Source organism: Geodermatophilus sp. URMC 62, assembly GCF_052931475.1.
Genome location: NZ_JBRFHY010000001.1, coordinates 3,065,555 through 3,079,725 on the forward strand (window position 1 = coordinate 3,065,555; position 14,171 = coordinate 3,079,725).

General features: G+C 76.3%; 18 protein-coding genes and 1 tRNA gene. 9 read left to right on the top strand and 10 right to left on the bottom strand.

Features of this window, described 5'->3' with window-relative positions:
- Nucleotides 1–151: 151 nt before the first annotated feature.
- Entirely contained in the window at nucleotides 152–874 is a 723-nt protein-coding gene (rph, locus tag ACU616_RS14955) for a ribonuclease PH (protein ID WP_446759236.1), read from the top strand.
- A complete protein-coding gene (gene rdgB / locus ACU616_RS14960) occupies nucleotides 871–1,479 on the top strand; it encodes an RdgB/HAM1 family non-canonical purine NTP pyrophosphatase (protein WP_446759237.1) in 609 nt (202 codons plus the stop codon). The genes rph and rdgB overlap by 4 nt, the downstream gene beginning before the upstream one ends.
- Before the next feature lie 9 nt (nucleotides 1,480–1,488).
- Here rdgB and ACU616_RS14965 read toward each other — a convergent pair whose 3' ends face one another.
- A complete protein-coding gene (locus ACU616_RS14965; RefSeq protein ID WP_446759238.1) occupies nucleotides 1,489–2,403 on the bottom strand; it encodes a hypothetical protein in 915 nt (304 codons plus the stop codon).
- A gap of 231 nt (nucleotides 2,404–2,634) precedes the next feature.
- Here ACU616_RS14965 and ACU616_RS14970 point away from each other — a divergent pair, with 231 nt between their 5' ends.
- Nucleotides 2,635–3,555, top strand: coding sequence for a DUF6910 family protein (locus tag ACU616_RS14970; RefSeq protein ID WP_446759239.1), 921 nt, complete (start codon nucleotides 2,635–2,637; stop codon nucleotides 3,553–3,555).
- An 18-nt stretch (nucleotides 3,556–3,573) separates the two neighbouring features.
- On the opposite strand, the gene ACU616_RS14975 is transcribed toward ACU616_RS14970, so the two are convergent.
- Nucleotides 3,574–3,654: transfer RNA gene (locus tag ACU616_RS14975), tRNA-Leu, on the bottom strand.
- A gap of 89 nt (nucleotides 3,655–3,743) precedes the next feature.
- Between ACU616_RS14975 and ACU616_RS14980 the strand changes: the two genes are divergently transcribed.
- Nucleotides 3,744–4,019, top strand: a complete 276-nt coding sequence (locus tag ACU616_RS14980) for a DUF3618 domain-containing protein (RefSeq protein WP_446759240.1) — start codon at nucleotides 3,744–3,746, stop codon at nucleotides 4,017–4,019.
- A gap of 8 nt (nucleotides 4,020–4,027) precedes the next feature.
- Nucleotides 4,028–4,522 (top strand): DUF427 domain-containing protein, encoded by a 495-nt coding sequence (locus ACU616_RS14985; RefSeq protein ID WP_446759241.1) that lies wholly within the window; start codon nucleotides 4,028–4,030, stop codon nucleotides 4,520–4,522.
- Nucleotides 4,523–4,547: 25 nt separating this feature from the next.
- On the opposite strand, the gene ACU616_RS14990 is transcribed toward ACU616_RS14985, so the two are convergent.
- Entirely contained in the window at nucleotides 4,548–5,165 is a 618-nt protein-coding gene (locus ACU616_RS14990) for a TetR/AcrR family transcriptional regulator (RefSeq protein WP_446759242.1), read from the bottom strand.
- Between the two features lie 88 nt (nucleotides 5,166–5,253).
- Between ACU616_RS14990 and ACU616_RS14995 the strand changes: the two genes are divergently transcribed.
- Nucleotides 5,254–6,411 (top strand): EAL domain-containing protein, encoded by a 1,158-nt coding sequence (locus ACU616_RS14995; protein WP_446759243.1) that lies wholly within the window; start codon nucleotides 5,254–5,256, stop codon nucleotides 6,409–6,411.
- Here the strand turns inward: ACU616_RS14995 and ACU616_RS15000 are convergent.
- Nucleotides 6,389–6,970, bottom strand: a complete 582-nt coding sequence (locus tag ACU616_RS15000) for a histidine phosphatase family protein (protein WP_446759244.1) — start codon at nucleotides 6,968–6,970, stop codon at nucleotides 6,389–6,391. The two genes, ACU616_RS14995 and ACU616_RS15000, sit on opposite strands and share 23 nt — an antisense overlap.
- Before the next feature lie 125 nt (nucleotides 6,971–7,095).
- On the opposite strand from ACU616_RS15000, the gene ACU616_RS15005 reads away from it, so the two are divergent.
- Nucleotides 7,096–7,950 carry an aldo/keto reductase gene (locus tag ACU616_RS15005; protein ID WP_446759245.1) on the top strand — a complete coding sequence of 285 codons (855 nt, stop codon included), beginning with the start codon at nucleotides 7,096–7,098 and terminating at the stop codon, nucleotides 7,948–7,950.
- Nucleotides 7,951–7,975: 25 nt separating this feature from the next.
- Here the strand turns inward: ACU616_RS15005 and ACU616_RS15010 are convergent, their stop codons facing one another.
- Entirely contained in the window at nucleotides 7,976–8,485 is a 510-nt protein-coding gene (locus ACU616_RS15010) for an STAS domain-containing protein (protein ID WP_446759246.1), read from the bottom strand.
- 179 nt (nucleotides 8,486–8,664) lie between these two features.
- Here ACU616_RS15010 and ACU616_RS15015 point away from each other — a divergent pair, with 179 nt between their 5' ends.
- Nucleotides 8,665–9,819: an acyl-CoA dehydrogenase family protein gene (locus tag ACU616_RS15015; protein ID WP_446759247.1), complete on the top strand. Its 1,155-nt coding sequence runs from the start codon at nucleotides 8,665–8,667 to the stop codon at nucleotides 9,817–9,819.
- A complete protein-coding gene (locus ACU616_RS15020; RefSeq protein WP_446759248.1) occupies nucleotides 9,812–10,495 on the top strand; it encodes a PaaI family thioesterase in 684 nt (227 codons plus the stop codon). The genes ACU616_RS15015 and ACU616_RS15020 overlap by 8 nt, the downstream gene beginning before the upstream one ends.
- A gap of 75 nt (nucleotides 10,496–10,570) precedes the next feature.
- Here the strand turns inward: ACU616_RS15020 and ACU616_RS15025 are convergent, their stop codons facing one another.
- The 5 genes from ACU616_RS15025 to ACU616_RS15045 all read right to left on the bottom strand — a co-directional run bounded on the left by ACU616_RS15025 (nucleotide 10,571) and on the right by ACU616_RS15045 (nucleotide 14,154).
- A complete protein-coding gene (locus ACU616_RS15025; protein ID WP_446759249.1) occupies nucleotides 10,571–11,743 on the bottom strand; it encodes a DUF222 domain-containing protein in 1,173 nt (390 codons plus the stop codon).
- A 102-nt stretch (nucleotides 11,744–11,845) separates the two neighbouring features.
- On the bottom strand, nucleotides 11,846–11,989 hold the full coding sequence (locus tag ACU616_RS15030) for a hypothetical protein (RefSeq protein WP_446759250.1): 144 nt from the start codon (nucleotides 11,987–11,989) through the stop codon (nucleotides 11,846–11,848).
- A 13-nt stretch (nucleotides 11,990–12,002) separates the two neighbouring features.
- Nucleotides 12,003–12,251 (bottom strand): hypothetical protein, encoded by a 249-nt coding sequence (locus ACU616_RS15035; protein WP_446759251.1) that lies wholly within the window; start codon nucleotides 12,249–12,251, stop codon nucleotides 12,003–12,005.
- A complete protein-coding gene (locus ACU616_RS15040; protein ID WP_446759252.1) occupies nucleotides 12,248–13,024 on the bottom strand; it encodes a class I SAM-dependent methyltransferase in 777 nt (258 codons plus the stop codon). The genes ACU616_RS15035 and ACU616_RS15040 overlap by 4 nt, the downstream gene beginning before the upstream one ends.
- An 11-nt stretch (nucleotides 13,025–13,035) precedes the next feature.
- Nucleotides 13,036–14,154, bottom strand: coding sequence for an NAD-dependent epimerase/dehydratase family protein (locus ACU616_RS15045; protein ID WP_446759253.1), 1,119 nt, complete (start codon nucleotides 14,152–14,154; stop codon nucleotides 13,036–13,038).
- Between the last annotated feature and the right edge of the window lie 17 nt (nucleotides 14,155–14,171).

The window sequence follows — 14,171 nt, forward strand, 5'->3', positions numbered from 1 at the left end:
TCGTGGCCGTACCGGACGACGCCCGCACGGCGGGAGGGCCGGTGCCGGCGGGCTGGGTGCCGGCGAGCCGGTGCCGGCGGGCTGGGTGTTGACGGGCTGGGTGTTGACGGGCTGGGTGCCGGCGGGCTCGGCGTCGATAGGCTCGGCGTCCGTGACCCGCCCCGACGGCCGCGCGGCCGACCAGCTCCGCCCGGTGACCATCACCCGCAACTGGCTCGACCACGCCGAGGGCTCGGTGCTGGTCGAGTTCGGCCGCACCCGGGTGCTCTGCGCGGCCAGCGTCACCGAGGGCGTGCCGCGCTGGCGCAAGGGATCGGGCCTGGGCTGGGTCACCGCCGAGTACGCGATGCTGCCCCGCGCCACGCACACCCGCAGTGACCGCGAGTCGGTCAAGGGCCGCATCGGCGGGCGCACCCACGAGATCAGCCGGCTCGTCGGCCGCTCGCTGCGCGCCGCGGTCGACCTCGCGGCGCTGGGGGAGAACAGCATCGCCATCGACTGCGACGTCCTGCAGGCCGACGGCGGCACCCGGACGGCGGCCATCACCGGCGCCTACGTCGCGCTGGCCGACGCCGTCGCCTGGCTCGGTGCCCGGAAGAAGCCGGCGAGGAAGAACGCGGTCGTGCAGTCGGTCGCGGCGGTGAGCGTCGGCGTCGTCGACGGTGAGCCGCGGCTCGACCTCGCCTACGAGGAGGACGTGCGGGCAGGCACCGACATGAACGTCGTCTGCACCGGCGAGGGCGGCTTCGTCGAGGTGCAGGGCACCGCGGAGGGCGCGGTGTTCGACCGGGCCACCCTCGACCGCCTGCTCGACCTCGCCGTCGCCGGCTGCGCGGAGCTCACCCGCGTGCAGACCGAGGCGCTGCAGCGATGACCCGCCTGCTCCTGGCCACCCGCAACGCCGGCAAGCTCGCCGAGCTGCAGCGGCTGCTGGCCAGCGCCGTCCCCGGGGTCGAGGTGGTGGGCCTGCGCGACGTCGCCGAGTACCCCGAGGCGCCCGAGACCGGGGCGACGTTCGCCGAGAACGCGCTGCTCAAGGCGCGCGAGGCGGTCCGGTGCACGGGCCTGTCCGCGGTGGCCGACGACTCGGGTATCACCGTCGACGCGCTCAACGGCATGCCCGGCGTGCTGTCGGCGCGGTGGTCGGGCCGGCACGGCGACGACCCGGCCAACACCGCGCTGCTGCTCGGCCAGCTCGCCGACGTGCCCGACGAGCGCCGCGGCGCCGCCTTCGTCTGCGCGGCCGCGCTGGTCACGCCGGACGGCGGCGAGCACGTCATCGAGCGGCAGTGGCGCGGCCAGGTGGTCCGCGAGCCCCGGGGGAGCAACGGCTTCGGCTACGACCCGGTGTTCCTGCCCGACGGCCTCGAGCTCACCGCCGCGGAGCTGCCCCCGGCGGAGAAGGACGCGCACAGCCACCGCGGCCAGGCCTTCGCCGCGCTGGTCCCGGTGGTGGCCCAGGAGCTCGGCGCCCGCTGACCCCGCGGGTCAGGACGTCGGCTCGGCCTGCGCGGTCCCGGCGCCGGCCTGCGGGCCCTGGGTCGACGACCCGGTCTGCCCGGACGTGCCCCCGCCGGTGTCGCTGCCGGAGTCCGAACCCGAGCCGCTGCCCGGGTCGGACTCGCTGCCGGAGCCCGTCTCGCTGCCGGAGTCGGTGCCGCTGTCGGTTCCGGAGTCGGAGCTGTCGCTCCGGTCGGCCGTGGTCGGTGCCGACCCGGAGGTGGAGGTCGCCGGCGTCCCGGACTCCTCGGCGTCGGACTGGTCCGCGTCGCTCCCCGGAGCCGTGGAGGTGGGGGCCTCGGTCGTCTCGTCGGCCGGTGCGGTGGTGCTGGGGGAGGACGGCGTGGTGTCGCTCGAGGACGACGCGGTGACCAGCTCGCTGAGCGTCGTCGACGACGAGGACGTCTGCGACCCGACCAGTGCGGACACCGGCTCCTTCCCGATCAGCTCGATGCCGGTGACGATCCCCATCGCGAGGACGAAGACGGCCGCGGTGTAGGCGGCCACCCGCGGCCACCCGACGCGCGCCAGCAGGGAGCGCGGAGCCGGGGCGGGGCGGCGCGGGTCCAGGTGCGCGGGCAGGACGCGGGTGGCGGTGTCGTCGCCGGCCGGCTCGGCACCCGCCGCGCCGCCGCGGCCCCCGCCGAGCTGGGTGCGCACCTTGCGCAGCCGCTCGCTGGTGCGGCTGAGCGAGGCGCTGTAGACGGCGGCCCCGGTCGTGCTCACCACGCTCACCAGGGCCGCGCCGATGACGGTGCCGGCCACGCCGAAGAAGGAGGCGAGGACCGCCGCGGACACCGCGGCGAGGGCGCCGGACAGCACCTGGGTGACGCTGAGCTGGGTCTTCGGCTTCGCGGTGGTCTCGTCGGGACGAGCGCTGGTCTCGGTGCGGGGGGAGGTCATGGGCTCCGACGGGTCGGGTCCTGAGGACCGGCGGGCGGGACGGCGCCCGGCGCAGGCACGGCGTCGTGCGGCCAGGCCGATGGACCGACCCTACGGCCGCCGGCGACCTCGTGCAGCCCCCTCGGGACCGCTACCCCGCGGTGACCTGGGAAAAGACGGCAACGTGATTTCGCTGACGTCGCGGCATGCCCGTCACGCGTGCGCCGCGCACCGAGTGGGCAGTGCACGACGGTGCGGGTGGTCGTGGACGGTGTCCGGGCACTGAGGTTCGACGACGGGACGCCGGTGCGCGCCGCCTCCGGCATCGCACCGTTCGGGGACGGGTGGCTCATCGTGCAGGACGACGCCACGTCCGCCGCCTGGCGGCGCGCCGGCTCGGCGACCCCGGTACGCGTCCTGCCGCCGGTGGAGGGGCACGACACCTTCGCCGAGGCGGCGGGGACCAAACACCTCAAGCCCGACCTCGAGGTGGCCTGCCCGGTCGAGGTGGACGGCGAGCCGGCCGTCCTGCTGCTCGGTTCGGGCTCCACGCCCCGGCGCATGCGCGGCGTGCTGGTGCGGCTCGAGGAGGGACGGCCGGTCGCACGGGCGGCGGACCTGCGTCCGCTGTACGAGCGGGTGGCCGCCGTCCTCGGCCTGCCGCTGGACCGGCTGAACCTGGAGGGCGGCAGTCGCCACGGCGGCACCGTGCGCTGGTACCAGCGCGGCAACCTGGCCGCCGGCGTCGCCTCGGCCCGCGTCGACGTGCCCCTGGAGGGGCTGGTGGGCGCCGTCCTCGGCCGGGCTGATCCCGTGGCGGTGCCGCTCGGGGAGCCACGGCGGCACGACCTGGGCGAGGTCGACGGCGTGGGCCTGGCGGTCACCGACGCGGTGGCGCTGCCCGACGGGCGCGAGCTGCTCAGCGCCGCCGCGGAGGACACGCCCGACGCCGTCGACGACGGCCCGGTGGTGGCCACCGCCCTGGCGCTGGTCGACGGCGACGACGTGCTGGCCGTCGCCCGGATCCCCGAGGTCGGCGACCGCGTGCGCAAGGTGGAGGGCCTGGCACTGCGGGAGGTCCGCGGCGCAGAAGTGCACCTGCTGGCCGTCGTGGACGACGACGACCCTGAGGTCCCGTCGGCCGAGCTCGAGCTGCGCGCCGTCCTGGACTGAGACCGCCGGACACCTGTGTGCGGGAGGCGGGAGTCGAACCCGCACGCCCGAGGGCACCAGATCCTAAGTCTGGCGTGGCTGCCGTTACACCACTCCCGCGTGGCCGGGAGTCTAGGTCGCTGCGCCCGTCCGGGTGCCCCGGTTTCCCGGGACGGGCCGGTGGGCGCCACGTCTGGCAGGCTGTCGCCGTGCCTCGCGACCCACGAGAGATCCAGCTGGAGATCGACGCCGCCCGCGAGTCGCTGGCGGCGACCCTGGACCACCTGGCCGATCGGGGCAGCCCCACGCGGCTCAAGGCCCAGGGCCAGGCCGCGGTCCAGCGCTTCCTGCAGTCGCAGGCGGGCCTGGCCACGATGGGCGCCCTCGGGCTGATCGTGACGCTGAGCGTGGTCCAGAAGGTCCGCAGCCGCCGGGCACCGAGGCGCCGGACCACCCGGCCCCGGGCGCAGACCCGCAGGCGCTGACCGCCGAGGTGCGCACGCCGCGTCGCGACCCGGTCGGTCCCGGTCAGGAGTCGGTCTGGGACTACCCGCGCCCGCCGTCGGCCGAGGTGACCGCCCGCCGCGTCGTCGTCGAGCTCGGCGGCCGCGTGGTGGCGCAGACCTCGCGCGCGGTGCGGGTCTGCGAGACCAGCCACCCGCCGGTCTACTACGTGCCGCGCGAGGACGTCGTCCCCGGGGTGCTGGAGCGGGCGGCCGGCTCGTCGTGGTGCGAGTGGAAGGGGGCGGCGACCTACTGGGACGTCGTCGACGGCCGCCGGCACCCCGCCGTCGGCTGGTCCTACGAGCAGCCCACCGCCGGCTACGAGCACCTGCGCGGCGCGGTGGCGTTCTACCCAGGCCGGGTCGACCGCGCACTGGTCGACGGCGAGCAGGTGCGGGCGCAGGCCGGCGGCTTCTACGGCGGCTGGATCACCGACGAGGTCGTCGGCCCGTTCAAGGGCGAGCCGGGCACCCTGGGCTGGTGATCCCCAGCCGGTCCGGCGCTGATCCTCAGCCGGTCCGGCGCACCAGGGGCAGGACCACCGTCTCGAGCACCGCGTCGGCGTAGGCGGCGTCCACCGGCTCGCGGGTGACCAGCCAGCGCTGCACGAACAGCGCGGTGCTCGCCTCGGCCGGGATCGACCCCGGCAGCCCCGGCCCCACCTCGCCGCGGGCCTGCGCCCGCAGCCAGGTCTCGTCGTAGGCCCGCCGCCAGACCGCCAGCGGCCCCTCCCGGAACGCCTCGATCAGCGCCGGCTCGTACTGCATGGCCGCCAGCAGCGAGCGGGTGGCCGCGCCGACCGGGCTGGCCATCATCTCGACCATCCGGTGCACCAGCGAGCGCAGGTCACCCTCCAGCGACCCGGTGTCGGCGGCGATCGTCCAGGCCCGGTTGACCTCGGAGACGGTGTCGACGACGAGTTCCTGCTTGGTGCGCCAGCGGCGGTAGATCGTCGCCTTGCCGACACCGGCCTCCGCGGCGACGGCGTCCATCGTCAGCGCGCTGTAACCGACGTCGCCGAGCAGCCGCAGGATGGCCGCCCGGATGACGTCGTCACGGCTGGGATCCCGCGGCCGGCCCCCGCGGCCGGCGTGGGGCGGCGGGTCGGCGATGACTGCGGAGGACATGCGCGCACCCTAGGGCCTGGGAGGGCCGTGGACGGCGGTCCGCGTCGCGCGAGGAGTACCGGTCCGTCCCGGTCCCGGCGACCGCTCCGTGGGCCTGCCGCGCGCCTGCCCGGCCCGGCCGGTCGGGTCGGCCATCCTGCTGCGCGTGGTGAGCACGATCGGCGCAGCGCGGCGGCGCGAGGAGTGGGTCCTGCCCGACGTCGCGACCCGGGTCCTGCTGGCGACGGAGCAGGAGCACGTGCTGCCGGCCGTGGCCGCCGTGGCCCGCGCGGTCGGGTTGTCGGTGTTCGCCGCCCCCGGCCTGCTGGACCTGCTCGACGAGCGCGATGGTCTCGGCGTGGAGCGGTTGTTCGACCGGCTCTCCCGCGAGCTGACCGGCGCGGAGGCCGAGGCGGTGCGGGTGGCCACCGACCCCGCCGACGAGTACACAGCGCTGGCCACCGGACTGCTCACCGCCCCGACGCTGGCCGCCGAGCTGGCCCGGCGGGGGATCACCGCCGAGGTCGGGGTCCTGGCCGAGGCGGAGCTGTGGTCGGTCTACCAGCCGATCGTCGAGCTCACCGGCCGGGCCGTCGTCGGGCACGAGGCCCTGCTGCGGGGGGACTCCGACGGCCGCACGATCGACGGCGGCGACCTGTTCTTCGTCGCCGACTCCGCCGGGTGGCTGCCGCGGCTGGACCGGGTGGGCCGCGAGTGCGCCATCGCCGGAGCCGCCGGGTGGATCGGCGAGGCCGACCTGTTCGTCAACACCCACCCCACCTCCGTGCTGCGGCCCGACGCCGACCTCGCCAGCACCGCCGAGGCGCTGGAGCTGGCCGGGCTGCGGCCGCGCCAGCTCGTGCTCGAGGTGGGGGAGCGGGCCGCCGTCACCGACCGCGGGCACCTGCTGGCCGTGCTCGAGTCCTACCGGGCCCACGGCTGGCGGGTGGCCCTCGACGAGGTGGCCGCCGGGTGGTCGAGCCGCTCGCTGCTCGACGTCGTCCGGCCCGACGTCGTCAAGCTCGGGCGGGCGCTGGTGTCGGCACTGCCCGACGACGGCGCCCGGGCGGTGGTGCGCACGGTGGCCGGGCACGCCCACCGCCTCGGTGCGGTGGTGGTGGCGGAGGGGGTGGAGACCGAGCAGGCCGCCGCGGAGGTCGCCGCGCTCGGCGCCGACCTGGCCCAGGGCTGGCTGTTCGGCCGCCCGGCCGCGCCGCCGGCCCACCGGCGCGAGGACGAGGAGCTCAGTCCAGTCCCCACCCCGTGAGCACCGGCCGGGCGTGCTCGTGCCCCAGCACGCCGTAGGCGCCGGCCGGCAGCGCGAACAAAGCCCCCGCCTCGGGGTCGAGCCCCAGCCAGCGCGCGGTGAGCACCCGCAGCACGTGCCCGTGGGCCACCAGCGCGACGTCGCCGTCGTCCAGCCGCGCCCGGGCCCGCTCCAGCACCCGGTCCACCCGCCGGCCGACGTCGTCCACCGACTCCCCGGGGGACTCCCCGGGCACGACGGGGTCGCGCCACACCGACCACGGCCGGCCGAGCTCCTCGCTGATCTCGGCGGTGGTGCGCCCCTCGTAGCCGCCGTAGTCGAACTCGACGAGGTCCTCGTCGACCGCGGTGGCCGTCAGCCCGGCGAGCTCCGCGGTGCGCCGGGCCCGCTGGCGCGGGCTGACCCACACCTCGGCGAACGAGCGCCGCGCCAGGGTGGGGGCGAGCTGCCGGGCCCGCTCCTCGCCCTCGGGCAGCAGGGGCACGTCGGTCACGCTGGTGTGCTGGCCGCTGCGGCTCCACTCGGTCTGTCCGTGCCGCAGCACGACGATCTCGCCCACCGCCGCCTCCTGTCGTCCGTGTCGCCGGTCACATCGGGGGACGCCGGGAAGCATCCCCCCTGGCGTTGTGCTGCCCCGGAGAGACCCCGGGGCGCCCGGCTCCGGGCGCGCACCCGGGAGGGTCCATGACCACGGCCGCACTGACCGACACCTTCACCATCGGCGGGGACCTGCCCGTCCACCGGCTCGGCTACGGCGCCATGCAGCTGCCCGGCCCCGGCGTCTGGGGCGAGCCGGCCGACCGCGACGGCGCCCTCGCCGTCCTGCGGGCCGCCGTCGAGCAGGGCGTCGACCTCATCGACACCGCCGACTCCTACGGCCCCCTCGTCAGCGAGCAGCTCATCGCCGAGGCGCTGCACCCCTACCCGGAGGGCCTGGTCATCGCGACCAAGGCCGGCCTGACCCGCCAGGGCCCGGGCATCTGGACGCCGGTGGGCCGCCCCGCCTACCTCAAGCAGCAGGTCGAGCTGTCGCTGCGGCACCTGCGCGTGGAGCGCATCGACCTCATCCAGCTGCACCGCATCGACCCCGACGTCCCGCTGGCCGACCAGCTCGGCGCCTTCCGGGAGCTGCAGGACGAGGGCAAGGTCCGCCACATCGGCGTCTCGGAGGTGTCGGTGGCCGAGCTCGAGCAGGCTCGCCAGATCGTCGACGTCGTCAGCGTGCAGAACCTCTACAACCTGACCAACCGGCAGTCGCAGGACGTCCTCGACTACGCCACGGAGAACAGCATCGCCTTCATCCCGTGGTTCCCGATCGCCACGGGGGACTTGGCCGCGCCGGACAGCCCGGTGGCCGACATCGCCCGTGAGCTCGACGCCACCCCGGCACAGGTCGCGCTGGCGTGGCTGCTGCAGAAGTCGCCGGTGGTCCTGCCCATCCCCGGCACCAAGTCGGTCGACCACCTGACGGAGAACATGGGCGCGGCGACGCTGACCCTCTCCGACGAGGACGTCGCGCGCCTCGACGCCCTCGCCTGAGGAAGTACCCGGGGGGCGGGACTCCTCAACGCCGGCGGTCCCGGGGGACGGTCGCGTCCGGGCGGGCCGTGTCGTGCGCCGCGGGCAGGTCGTCGGGCGCCGGCCGCGGACGCGCGGCCGGCACCTCCTCCCACGGTGGGGTGAGCCACGCCGTCGCCACCGCCGGTGCCTCGGCGGCCGGGCGGGGCCGCGGTCTCGGCCGCACCGGGTCCTGCCCGGTCAGCGGCCCGTCCAGCTCCAGGTGCTCGGCCAGCCCGGTCTCGATGACCAGCCGCCGGGTCACCGCGGGGGCGCCGACCACCCGGCAGCAGCGCCCGGACGCGGCCATGGCGTCGCTGAACCCGGCCAGGGCCTGCAGCGCGCTCCGGTCGCGGAAGCGCGCCCCGGCCACGTCGACGACCACGCTGGTGGTCCCGTGGCCGGCGGCCCGCGTCAGGGCGGGGACCAGGCGGGGCAGCGTGGGACGGCCGGCGTCGCCGGTGAGGCGGACGACGACCTGGTCGGGGGCGGGGACGACGGCGACGTGGAGGTGCACGGGGACTCCGTGGAGTTCGCGGCGTCGCGGGTTCGGGCGCCGTGTTCGACGCTAACCCCGAAGCCCCGTCATCACAACGGGGAGTGGTCATCCAGTAGCGGAACGCTCCCGGAGCGCGGTGCCCGGCCCCGGGTGGACCCGTGTCGGTACCCCGGTGCGACAGGCGTCACCATGGGGGCGTGGACGCCGAGGACTTCACGCTGATCCGGGACGCGGTGCGCCGGCTGGTGCGGGAGGTGGTGGTCCCGCGCGAGGAGGAGATCGACCTCGACGACCGCATCCCCGAGGAGCTGCGCGGCGCGGCCGCCGAGATGGGGCTGTTCGGCTACGCCCTGCCCGAGGAGTACGGCGGCCTCGGCGTCGACATGCGCGAGGACGTCGAGCTGGCCTTCGAGTTCGGCTACACGACGCCGGCGTTCCGCTCGCTGTTCGGCACCAACAACGGCATCGCCGGCCAGGTGATCGCCCGGTTCGGCAGCGAGGAGCAGAAGAAGACGTACCTGCCGCGGCTGGCGGCCGGTGAGCTGATCGGCTCCTTCGCCCTCACCGAGGCCGAGGCCGGCTCCGACCCCGCCGGGTTGCGCACCAGCGCCCGCCGCGACGGCGACGGCTGGGTGATCGACGGCGCCAAGCGCTACATCACCAACGCGCCGCTGGCCGACCTGTTCGTCGTCTTCGCCCGCACCGACCCCGAGCAGCAGGGCGGGCGCGGCATCTCCAGCTTCGTCGTCGACGCGCACGCCCCCGGCGTCTCGCTGGGCGCCAAGGACAAGAAGATGGGCCAGTCGGGCGCCTGGACCTCGGAGGTGTTCTTCGACGACGTCCACGTGCCCGCGGACGCCCTGGTCGGGGAGGAGGGCCGCGGGTACGCCAAGGCGCTCACCGTCCTCTCCCGCGGCCGGCTGCACATCGCGGCGCTGTGCGTCGGCATGGCGCAGCGGGTGCTCGACGAGTCGGTGGCCTACGCCGCCTCCGCGAAGCAGGGTGGCGCGCCGATCGGCCGCTTCCAGCTGGTGCAGGCCCTCATCGCCGACGTGCACGCCGAGCTGCTGGCGGGGAAGGCGATGGTGCGCGAGGTGGCCGCCCGCTACGACTCCGGCGAGGACACCTCGATCGGCCCGTCGTCGGCCAAGCTGTTCTGCAGCGAGATGGTCGGCCGCGCGGTCGACCGGGCGGTGCAGGTACACGGCGGGCTGGGCTACCTGCGGACGACGCCGGTCGAGCGCTTCTACCGCGACGCCCGGCTCTACCGGCTCTACGAGGGCACCAGCGAGGTGCAGCGCGTGATCATCGGCAGCGGTCTGCTGCGCGCCGCCGGCATGCCGCGTGGCTGACCCCCTCCCCCCGGGGGAGCGGGCCGGACGCCGGGTCGCGGTCGGGGAGCTGGGCGAGGCGCTGCGCGCGCTGGTCGACGCCGCCGTCCGCACCGAGGTGGCCGAGGACGAGCTCGCCGACGTCGCCGCGGCCGCGCGGGAGCTCACCGCCCGGCTGCGGGCGCACGGCCGCGAACTGCACGAGGTCGCCCGGGTCGACGACCCGGACACCGGTGAGCGCTGGTACAGCCCGGTGTACGGCCCGGGCAGTCCGGTGGCGCCGCCGTTGGTGACCACCGACAGCCCGGACGGGACGGCGACCGGCCGGGTCGCCGTGGGCAAGGCGCACGAGGGCCCGCCGGGGCTCGTGCACGGCGGGGTGGTGGCCACCCTGCTCGACCACGTCCTGGCCCGCGCCGTCCGTGCCGCCGGCCGTGGCGGGCTCACCGCCACGCTGACCGTCCGGTACCGCCGTCCGGTGCGCCTCGGTGTCCCGCTGCTGCTGTCGGCCGAGATGGGGGAGAGCTCCGGCCGGCGCACCACCGCCACGGCCCGGCTGGTGGCCGAGGACGACCCGGACACCGTGCTCGCCGAGGCCGAGGGCCTGTTCGTCGCCCTGCGCCCGGAGCGGGCGGCCAGCGTGTTCGCGCACACGGACCGCCGGGTCGGCGCCTGGACGTCGTCCTCGGACGGCTGAGCAGCGCGCACGCCCGCGGGCCCGTCCGCTGGATCAGCGAGTGGGCACACGGGCGTGCTCGGGGTGGTCGGGACGTCAGGCCGCCGGGACCGGTGGCCTCGGCGCGAGGATCTCGGTGCCGTCGGGTCGCCAGGTGCGCCAGCGTCCGTCGGGTTGTCGTTCGACGCGGAAGCCGGAGTGGACCTTGCTGTGGTGCCGCTCGCACAGCAGGGCGGAGTTGTCCAGGTTGGTCTCGCCGCCGTCGAGCCAGTGCACCAGGTGGTGCACCTCGGCCCACCAGGTGGGGGCGTCGCAGCCGGTGAACACGCACCCGCCGTCGCGCAGTTCCACCGCCCGCCGCAGGTGGCGGTCGGCCAGGCGCTGCTCGCGGCCGAGGTCGATCGGTGCCCCGTCGGGACCCATCACGACCCGGGAGACGGTGGCGTCGCAGGCCAGCCAGCGGGCCCGGGCGGCGGAGATGACCGCGCCGAACCCCATCCGCCCGGCCTCCGGGCCGGTGGCCGGGTCGGCCAGGTCGTGGAGGTCGATCACGACCGCCACGTGCGGCTTGACCGTGCGCAGGGTCGGCAGGCCACCGGCGGCGAGGGCGTGGTCGGCCAACTGCACCAGGGCGTCGCCGAGCCGCTGGGCGCGGCTGCGCTCGTCCCCGGCGGGCCGGCCGGCCTGCACGAAGGACTCGACCGCCGCCTGGAACCTCTCCCCACCCACGGCATCGAGCTCCCCGCGGATGGACAGCGACCCGTCGGCGTGCTTCGACAGCGTCAGCCGCCGCCCCTCGGTGGGATCGGGTTCGGGGCCGTCGGGATCGAGGTCGGCCAGGTAGTGCCGCACCGCGCGCACGACGTCGGCGTGCGGGTGCTCGACGGCCAGCCCGGTGAGCACGGCGTCGATGACGGCCAGGTCGACCCCCTGCTCGGCGGCGGCCTGCAGGCGCTGCGGGGTCAGTGCGGTCGCGGCGATCGTCACCTGCTCGGCGGTCACCAGTCCGGCGTCGTGGGCCTCGGCCAGCGCCGGCAGGTGCTCCAGCACCCGGCCGGTGCCCACGAGTCGGGCGGCTGCGGCGGCCGAGAGCCGGCAGTGCCCCCGCAGCCACGAGGCCATGCTCTTCAGCCCGTCACGCTCGGGTGCCTGCGCCAGCTCCGCGGCACGCACCCGGCGGGCCAGCAGGGCGTCGATCCGGTTGCGCTCGGCGACCAGCGCGGCGATGTCGTCGAGGACGTCACCACTGGTCCAGCCTTCCGAACACATGTACGAATTCTACCGCTGCCAGGTTCGTCCCGCGACCTGTTTCCGCAGCTCAGCGCCCTGTCCACAGATCCGCCCGACCGCTTGACGCGCGCGCGACGCCCCTCAGCTCGACCGGCGGAACAGCTGGACCGACGCCACCGGGACCGCACCGGCGCGTAGCAGGGTCCGCAGGCTGGCGGTGTTGCCCGGGGCCACGGCCGCCACGACGGGCTCGCCCTCCGGCACCGCGTCGAGCGCCGCCGACACCAGGGCCGTGCCCTCACCCTGGCCCCTCCGTGCCGGCTCCAGCTCGACGCTGAGCTCCGCCGACCCCGTCGACGCCGAGAGCGGACAGCCGGGCGTCGTCACGGTCGGGCTCCAGCGCGAGGACGGCGTGCCCGGTGAACGCCACCACCGCCTCCAGCCCGGACCGCCACGGCGGCACCCGGCGCGACCCGCCGTCGGCGGGCGGGAACCTGCCGCGCCACGCCTCGACCAGCAGCTCGGCGAGAGGGTGCGCCGCGGTCACGACGGCAGGGTGCCCAGCCACAGCGTCCAGCGGTCGGACTCCACCACCGGTCCGTCGGTGGGGAGCCGGTCGGCCAGGGCGCCGACGAGCCGGGCGAGCTGGACGTCGTCCAGCTCGTGCAGGATCGACCGGCCCCTCCGCTGGGCGATCTCCGCGAGGTAGGCCGCCCGGTCGGGGTGCACGGTGCGCACCTCCCACAGCTGCTGCGTCGTCACCCCGAACCCCGCGTCCCGCAGGAGGCCGGTCAGCACGCCGTCGTCCGGGCTGCGGGCCAGCTCGACGTCCAGCAGGTGCGGGAAGACCTCGAACAGGTGCCCGCGCGGGTGGTCCGGGCCGGCCGGCTGCCGGACGTCGTCGGCCGTCCGGTCCTGGACGAGGTACCGGCCCTCAGGGCGCAGCAGCCGGCGCGCCTCGGCGACCACGGCGCCCAGGTCGGTCACGTGGTGGACGAGCGCCCGCTGGAACACCACGTCGACGCACGCGCCGGGCAGCGTCGTCGCCGCCGCGTCACCCAGCACCGGACGGACCCGGCCGGTGCCGCGGGTGCCCTCCTCGGCGGCGGACAGCATCACCGCGCTGGAGTCCACCGCCGCGACGCCGGCGGCCCCCAGGTCCAGCCGCGCGCGGCTGTACACCCCGGCGCCGCAGCCCACGTCGGCGACCTCGAGCCCGGCCGGGTCGAGGAGCGTGCGCACGGCCTCGCGCCAGGACCGGTCGGCCGACCGCCCGCCGTAGGTCCCGCGGTTGGCCGGGTCGTGGAAGTCGATCGGCACGCCGGCCCGCGTCAGTCCGGGCGGCGGTTGGGCACGTTGGAGGGGTCGCCGCCCGGGTCGTGCTCCCGGCCGCCGGTCGCCGACAGCAGGGGGCCGGGGCCGCCGTCGCCCCGGCCCAGGGCGGCCACGAACTGGCGCAGGACGTCGTCCCCGCGGTGCGCCGGGTGCCAGTCGAGCTGGGTGCGGGCGCGGGCGGTCTCGAGCACCGGCGACTGCAGGCCGAGGTCGAGCCAGCCCGGCTCGGTGGGCACGAGGTGGGCGTGGAAGGCCGCCGACAGCCCCGTCCGCAGCGCCACCGCCGGCACCGGGATCCGCACGGTGCCCAGGGCCCGGGCGATGCCGTCGGCGTCGAGGGCCGGGTCGGCGGAGAGGTTGAACGGGCCGGGGGCGCGGCGGTCGAGCATCCGGGTGATCGCGTCGGCGACGTCGTCGGCGTGGACGAAGCCCACGTGCACCGAGGGCAGCGGCAGGGGCAGCAGGGAGGCCACCTGGCCCGGCACGAGCCGGGCGGCGCCGAACAGCAGCGGCCCGAGGAAGTAGCGGCCGATCTCGCTGGCGGCCTCCGGCTGGAGCACCAGCGTCGGCCGGACGACGGTCAGCGTGACGTCCTGCTTGCGCCCCACCACCTCGCGGACCACCCGCTCGGCCTCGGACTTCTGCCGGCTGTACTGCGACGACGGGATGCCGGTGGTGGGCCAGTCCTCGGTGACCGGCCGGGCGCCGCCGCCTGCGGCGTAGGCGCCCAGGGAGGACATGTGCACCACGTGCTGCACGCCCGCGGCGACCGCCGCCCGCACCACCCGGCGGGTGCCGTCGACGTTGGCCCTGTGCAGCTGGTCGGGCTTGCGCCCCGGCTGCAGCGCCCAGGCCAGGTGGACGACGGCGTCGACGCCCTCGAGCAGGTTCGTGAGCGCCTGCTCGCTGGCGGTCTCGCCGAGGTCGGCGTGGTACCAGGTCACCGCGTCGTAGGGGGCCGTGTCGGGCGGCTGCCGGCGGGCCAGTCCGCGGACCTCGGCCACGCCGCTGCCCGGCGCGGTCAGCCGCCGCAGCAGGGCCGTCCCGACGTTGCCGCTGGCGCCGGTGACGGCGACCTTCAGGCCCTTGAGGTGGTCGCGGGGGAGATCAGCCATGGCGAGGCGCTACCCGC

Excerpts from the sequence above, each read along its gene's own strand:
- rdgB (WP_446759237.1), top strand. The coding sequence starts at position 871 with ATGACCCGCCTGCTCCTGGCCACCCGCAACGCCGGCAAGCTCGCCGAG.
- ACU616_RS14965 (WP_446759238.1), bottom strand. The coding sequence starts at position 2,403 with ATGACCTCCCCCCGCACCGAGACCAGCGCTCGTCCCGACGAGACCACC.
- ACU616_RS14990 (WP_446759242.1), bottom strand. The coding sequence starts at position 5,165 with ATGTCCTCCGCAGTCATCGCCGACCCGCCGCCCCACGCCGGCCGCGGG.
- ACU616_RS15005 (WP_446759245.1), top strand. The coding sequence starts at position 7,096 with ATGACCACGGCCGCACTGACCGACACCTTCACCATCGGCGGGGACCTG.
- ACU616_RS15025 (WP_446759249.1), bottom strand. The coding sequence starts at position 11,743 with ATGTGTTCGGAAGGCTGGACCAGTGGTGACGTCCTCGACGACATCGCC.
- ACU616_RS15045 (WP_446759253.1), bottom strand. The coding sequence starts at position 14,154 with ATGGCTGATCTCCCCCGCGACCACCTCAAGGGCCTGAAGGTCGCCGTC.